Source organism: Bernardetia sp. (genome assembly GCF_020630935.1).
GTDB lineage: Bacteria > Bacteroidota > Bacteroidia > Cytophagales > Bernardetiaceae > Bernardetia.
Genome location: NZ_JAHDIG010000029.1, coordinates 20,921 through 27,549, shown reverse-complemented (window position 1 = coordinate 27,549; position 6,629 = coordinate 20,921). Strand labels below are relative to the sequence as shown.

The following is a 6,629-nucleotide window of genomic DNA, read 5'->3' as shown; positions in this document are numbered from 1 at the left end:
ATGATGTGAGTAAAAAGTCATATATTTCAAATATTGTTGCTTTTTTTTCCTACATTATCTTGTTTATCTATACAGATAATGCACCTCCACTTCAGAGTATATCAGAAACTGGAATGTTTATTTTTGGAGTAATGAATTTAGTTAGTATTGGCTTGATGGTATTGGTTATTACAGGTTATTTCAATTATACGGCAAAAGAATCAGCTAAGAAATATATAGCTGTAAACACAGAACTTTCTCAACAAACAGAAGAATTAAAGACACAATCTGAAAAACTTAAAAAAGCTAACACACATACTAATGATAGTTTGAAGTATGCACTACGTATTCAAGAAGCTATGCTGCCTTCTTCCAAAGAGCTTTCTAAGATTTTGGGAGCAGATGATTATATGGTTTATTATAGCCCTAAGGATATTATTTCTGGTGATTTTTTTTGGTGTAAAGAAGTAAAAGGCGAAAAAATAATAGTTGTGGGAGACTGCACAGGACACGGAGTTCCAGGGGCAATGCTTACTATGATAGGCGAAAGTCTTTTAAATAATATTGTAGAAAAAGGAATTACGCAACCTTCGCTTATGTTAGATGCCTTACAAGATTATTTTTCAAATTTGTTTATCAGTAGAAATGATGTAAGAGATGGAATGGATATTTCTATTTGTACGATTGACACAGAAAGTAATCAACTCTTTTTTGCAGGAGCTAGAAATCCATTAGTTTATATTCAAGAGGATGAAATGAAGATGATAAAAGGAGACAGAATGAGTATCGGACAGACCTTTACTCGCAAGTTTAGAGCTAGAGACTTTACTCATCACAAGATAGACATTTCAATTCCAACAACATTTTATATGTATTCTGATGGTTATCAAGACCAGTTTGGAGGCAAAGACAAAAGAAAATTTTATAGTAAAAACCTAAGAAAGTTACTATTGGAACTACACCAAGAACCAATGAAAAAACAACGCTTGCAGCTAAAAAGAACCTTGTTCAGATGGAGAGGGTTAAATAAACAAACTGACGATGTTACAGTATTTGGTTTTAGAACAGACCCTAACAAACTGATAAAAAATAAAAAAACATTAGAAGAGCAAGTGATGGAAAATGAATATTTTAAAGATGAAAAAATAGATGAAGAAATTTTCCAAAAACAACTAGAAATTGATAAACAAAACCTCATAGAAAAGGAAAGGAAGTAATGCATATAAAATTTTTTGAAGATAAATATTTTTATAGCTAAAGGAAATTACGTAAATTTAGCTTACAATAATCCTATACTAAAAACGTATTAATTTTCTTGCAAGTTTATGCACTTTTCCTCCCTTCAAAAAAAGGATAGTAGATTGTTTTTTTCTGCTACTCATACTACTTTAGCATTACTTTTTTTTATAGTTCAACTTACAATTTTAACCTGTTTTTCAGCGTCTGCTACCTATGCTCAAAGTGTTCGTTTTACACCTATTACAACAGCAGAAGGACTCTCTCAAAATACTATTACAGCACTTATTCAAGACAGACAAGGTTTTCTTTGGATTGGAACGCAAGATGGACTAAACCGTTACGATGGCTATTCTTTTGTAGATTACAAACACCTTCCTAATGATTCTACTTCGCTTGTTGATAACTTTATTACAGCTCTCTGCGAAGACAAACAAGGTAATATTTGGATAGGAACAGAAAAGGGAATTAGTAAATGGATAAGAGACGAAAATATCTTCGAACAAATTTCATTTCAAGAGACTGGTGCTATTCCACACAAAAACATAACAAGCATATTTAAAGATAAAAAAGATAATGTTTGGGTGGGAAGCCAGCAAGGAATAAGTTTTTACACAGAAAATAAAGCAGAGTGGATACACTTTGCTGCCAACAATCAAAAACTGTCTATGCTTAAAGATTTGGCAGTTTCTACCATCACACAAGATGAAAAAGGAAATATTTGGGTAGGCTCAGATTCTCTAGGGTTATACAAAATCACTTTAGCTCAAACTAATGAGCAAGTAAAGTATTTTGATTTGCAAAGTGGATTGTTAGACACACATATTACTGCTCTTGCGCCTGATGCAACATCTAATGTACTTTGGGTTGGAACAAAGGAAGGTTTGCAAGCTCTTCATTTAGACCAACTGAGTAACCAAGCTGAAGAAAAAAGTGATAAGCTCTTTACCTCTTTCAAACACAAAGCAGACAGTGAAAATTCTTTGAGTGGAAATCATATTACTGGGCTTTTGGTAGATGATAGTGGTGATTTATGGGTTGGAACAGCTTTACAAGGACTCAACAAACACCTTAGTTCGAAAGCTGGTTTTATTCGTTATCAAAAAGATGTTTATAATCCATTTAGTTTGAGCGATAATGCTGGAATAAAAGTTCTTTTTCAAGATAAAACGGGTATTTTTTGGTTTGGAACAGCACAAGGAGGATTAAATAAATACGACCCAAAGAAAGTAAAATTTAGGTTGTATCGCTCTGTAAATGATATTCGTAAAAATGGTATTCAAGACAGTAATATTACTTGTTTTTATAAAGATGAGGAAGGAAGAACATGGGTAGGTACAAAAAAAGCAGGTGTTTTTAGGTACAATCCAAGTATTGCAAATGGTTGGTTTACACAATATTCTAATTACTCCCACGGAATGCCAAGCGACGACATTACAGGCATTGTAAAAGACTTGTATGGAACAATGTGGTGTAGCACTAGAGACAGAGGGGTAGGGCGTTTTTCTTATAAAAATGGAAATCTGACAATAGTTAAGTACAAAAAACATTGGGAAGGATTACCTTCTAGCAGAATATCAAGAATTTTTACAGATAAAAAGGGCGAGATTTGGGTACTGACTTTTGAAGGCGACTTATGTAAATACAACCGTGCTTTAAATGACTTTGAAGTGAAAGTAGAAGGAGAGCCAAATCTATCTGATAATGAAATTATGCTCTCTGCAAAATCTACAAATAAAAATACAATTTGGGTAGGAACACCTACTGGTGCATATCTTTATGATGTAGCTACTGAAAAAATTGTTTTAGATAAACGTCAAGATTTAAAAGTTTGGGTAAGTTCTATCGAAGAAGTCGGAGATTCTAGTGTTTGGTTTAGTTCTAGCAAAGGACTGATTCAGTTTTTTCCTAAAAATGATTCCTTGTCTTATTTTTCAAGAAAAGATGGTTTACCTACGGATATGATTTATTCTGTCATTTTAGGAGAAGATGATAATCTTTGGCTTTCTACTAATAAAGGAATTTCTCGTTTCGATTTGAAGACAGAAAGAGCTAAATCGTATGATGAAAGCAATGGGTTACAAGGGCAAGATTTTTTGGCTGGTTCATATTATGAAAGTGAAAAAGGAGAGATATTTTTTGGGGGAAAAGATGGGTACAATGCTTTTTTTCCGTCAGAGATAAAAGAAGACCCTGTTGCGCCTCAGCTTGTCTTTACAGAAATAGAAATATTTTCTAAGTCGCTTCCTTTCGTAGATTTTATCACAAAAGTAGAAAATCCTTTAGATAGCCATATTCTGACAGCTGATACTCTTATCTTAGATTATGAGAAAACAGGTTTTTCTCTTGAGTTTGCTGCGCTTCATTTTTCAGACCCTAAAAAAAATACGTATGCCTATAAAATGGAAGGCTTAGACGATGAATGGACGTATGTAAACTCGGGGCGTAGGTTTGTAAACTATCCTACTTTGCCGTATGGAAATTATGTCTTTCGTGTAAAGGCTGCTAATGCCGATGAAGTTTGGAATGAGGAAGGAATTGCTCTTTATATCAATGTTTCTACACCTGTTTGGGAACGTTTGTGGTTTAGAGTTTTGGGTGTTTTTATGATTGTGGGCATTGTTTCTACTTTATTTATTGCTAGAATAAGAAGAAGTAAAAATCAGCAGGCTTTGCTAGAACTTCAAGTAAAAGAACGCACAAAAGAGCTTCAAGAGAAAAATGAAAAAATGACAGATAGTTTGCGCTATGCAGAAACCATACAAAAAGCTATCTTACCAACAGAAGCCGAATTAAAAGAGCATTTGCCAGAAGTTTTTACAGTGTATAAACCTTTAGACATTGTTTCTGGAGATTTTTATTGGTTCAAACATTTGGGCGATATTGTGTATGTGGCTGTGGCAGATTGTACAGGACATGGCGTTCCAGGGGCATTTATGTCTATGATAGGCAGCTCCCTTTTGAGTGATATGGTGCAGCAAAACAGAAGTTTGAAACCTTGTGAAACCTTAGAACTTTTAAATGAAAAAATCAGAACCTCACTTTCCCAACAAGACAATCGCAATAGTGATGGAATGGATGTTTGTTTTTGTAAGATAAATCTTAATACACATAAAGTTTGGTTTTCTGGTGCAAAACGTCCGTTATACATTACTAAAAAGGATGGACTATTTAAAGAGATAAAAGGCGATAGAAAATCAATAGGAGGTAGAAAAAGAGAGAAAGAAAAAGAGTTTACCACTACCGAAATTCAGCTTGAAAGTGGTGATATGATTTATCTTACTTCTGATGGTTATGCAGACCAACCCAATGTAGAAGGTAAAAAAATAGGAAGTTTGAAGTTACAAGAACTATTGAAAAATATTGCCTCTTTGCCTGCCCAAAAGCAAAAACAAGAACTTACCGATTTGCTTCACGTCCATCAAGGCAGTATGAAACAGCGTGATGATATTGCCATCATGGGAGTAAGAGTATAAAAATCATTAGAGTACTGAACATCAATAGATATTTGCTCTTCTGTGAGCCACAGAACAGGGAAAAGTACTGTTCAAACAACTTTTTATCTCCTGTCCAGTACTCTAAAAAATCATAACTCTTATTTAAGTAGTCGGACACAAATAATTTACATTTAATGTAAGACAACTTTACCCCTGCTCTGTGACACACAGAGCAGTATTTTTACAATAAAGAACAGTACAAACTAAATATGTCCGAGTACTTATCAATACTTAGAGCTAATAATTTGGCGAAGATGTTATCCAATTGGTTAGCTCTTCTTCTATTTTTTTTACTAGTTCTAGGTCTGTTTTAGCAATAGTAATAAAAAACTCTTTTCCTTCTATCACGCCTGTGATTTCTAAAATATTTTCCAATTTTAGTTTGAAAGCATCTTTTGCAAGAGGAGAAAACGAAGAGAAATTTTGAATTTCTAAATAGCCATAGTTTTCTAATTGATGTAATAATTTGCTATTTATTTTTTTTGGTAAGGTATAACAATTTCTTACAAACCTTCTACAATTTTTGATTTGTCTGATTTCAAAATAATTATTCATTGAAATAACACAGCTAATTTTTTTGACAAAATAATTATTAATGTGAAATAGAAGAGACTACAATTTTATCAAACTCACTATTATCTTTAGCTCTACAAATATGATTTTGTGTTCTGAAGACCGAAGGATGTAGAGATAGTTTTTTATAAGCCTCTTCATCTAAAGTTATAAATTTTTCTGTAATTGCAGTATTATAAACTAAGTTCATCATTCCTGCAACTCCACCAGAGGCTAAAAAGGAAATAGGTATTGCCGAATTGCTATAATATGCCAAATAACTATTCGATTCATAACCACTAACCACTTTTACTTCTAATTTTTGCTTGCTTTCTAATGCCTCAATCTCCCAAAAACCCCATCCAAATGCATTCACTACTGCCGTAATTCCATGTACCCAATCTTCTTTGCTCTGAATCATTGGCTTTATCATCGCATTCCATTCGGTGGATTGCATAATGCCTCCAAAAGTGTTGTAAGCACACACATGTCCTGCCTCTGTGAGCAATTCGGCTGCTAATGGAAGACCATCACTACCCATTTTTTCTTCAAAAAGATGCAACAATTTATATGATATAAGACAATAATAATTAGCATACATACGTGTCAGTAATACACCAAAAGCATCTATCAAACCCGTTTGAGAATCACCTTGTAAATCCATATTGGTTAGGGCTTGGCGTATGGCATCATAATCAACAGTTGTATCAGCAGGTTGTTGAAGTTGGTAGGTTTGATATTTTCCTTCTTGTGGTGAAGGAGTCAAACTACTAGAGTTATTGTTGTCGTCTTTTCTTTTAAAAACATCGAAAGTACTTGTTGTAGCACCTTGTGAGATACAGTCTTTTTGGTTTGCTGTTAGTGTTCCTAAATCTAATCCAAAAATAGCTTCTGTTGCGCCTGCTATGTAACCAGCAGCAAAAAAAGCCACACCTTTTTTATTTTTTTCACGAAGACCAAATTTAGATTTCCAGCCGATGCCGTAGTGTTCAGAAGGAGATTCTACTTTTCCTCCGTCTTTAGTGAGAAATTTTAGGTCAATAATTCCAAAGCCACAAAAACGAAAATAGTCTTGACAAATATATTTTTTATCTTCTATAGATAGGTTTTGGTTTTCTTCTTGAGCAAAAAAATCAGAAAACTGTGTATGTACGATTTCCTGTGCGCTCTCTAAAAGAACTGGATAAATATTGAGATATGAGTTAGTATCCTCAATGACAGCTTGTAGATAAACATTATAATGATGACAATGAAAAATCATAGGTTCGCCAGCAGCGATATAAGCATTTCTATTATAGTGATAGTTTCCTCGCAAAAGTTGAGAAGTCTGTTGCATAAGTAATACGATTAGGAAAAGGGAAAAGA

The 6,629-nt window shown here is 33.6% G+C and carries 4 protein-coding genes; 2 read left to right on the top strand and 2 right to left on the bottom strand.

Translation table 11 applies throughout. The features are described 5' to 3' along the window. Positions 1-1,196, top strand: a 1,196-nt coding sequence (locus tag QZ659_RS09815; RefSeq protein WP_291725515.1) for a PP2C family protein-serine/threonine phosphatase, incomplete at its 5' end; no start/stop codon positions are given. A 108-nt stretch (positions 1,197-1,304) separates the two neighbouring features. Continuing rightward, entirely contained in the window at positions 1,305-4,691 is a 3,387-nt protein-coding gene (locus QZ659_RS09810; protein ID WP_291725513.1) for a two-component regulator propeller domain-containing protein, read from the top strand. Between the two features lie 258 nt (positions 4,692-4,949). Here the strand turns inward: QZ659_RS09810 and QZ659_RS09805 are convergent, their stop codons facing one another. Continuing rightward, the gene (locus tag QZ659_RS09805; protein ID WP_291725511.1) at positions 4,950-5,267 is read right to left on the bottom strand and encodes a hypothetical protein; all 318 of its coding nucleotides are present in this window, start codon (positions 5,265-5,267) and stop codon (positions 4,950-4,952) included. Positions 5,268-5,304: 37 nt separating this feature from the next. Next, the gene (locus tag QZ659_RS09800) at positions 5,305-6,600 is read right to left on the bottom strand and encodes a hypothetical protein (RefSeq protein WP_291725509.1); all 1,296 of its coding nucleotides are present in this window, start codon (positions 6,598-6,600) and stop codon (positions 5,305-5,307) included. Positions 6,601-6,629: the final 29 nt, after the last annotated feature.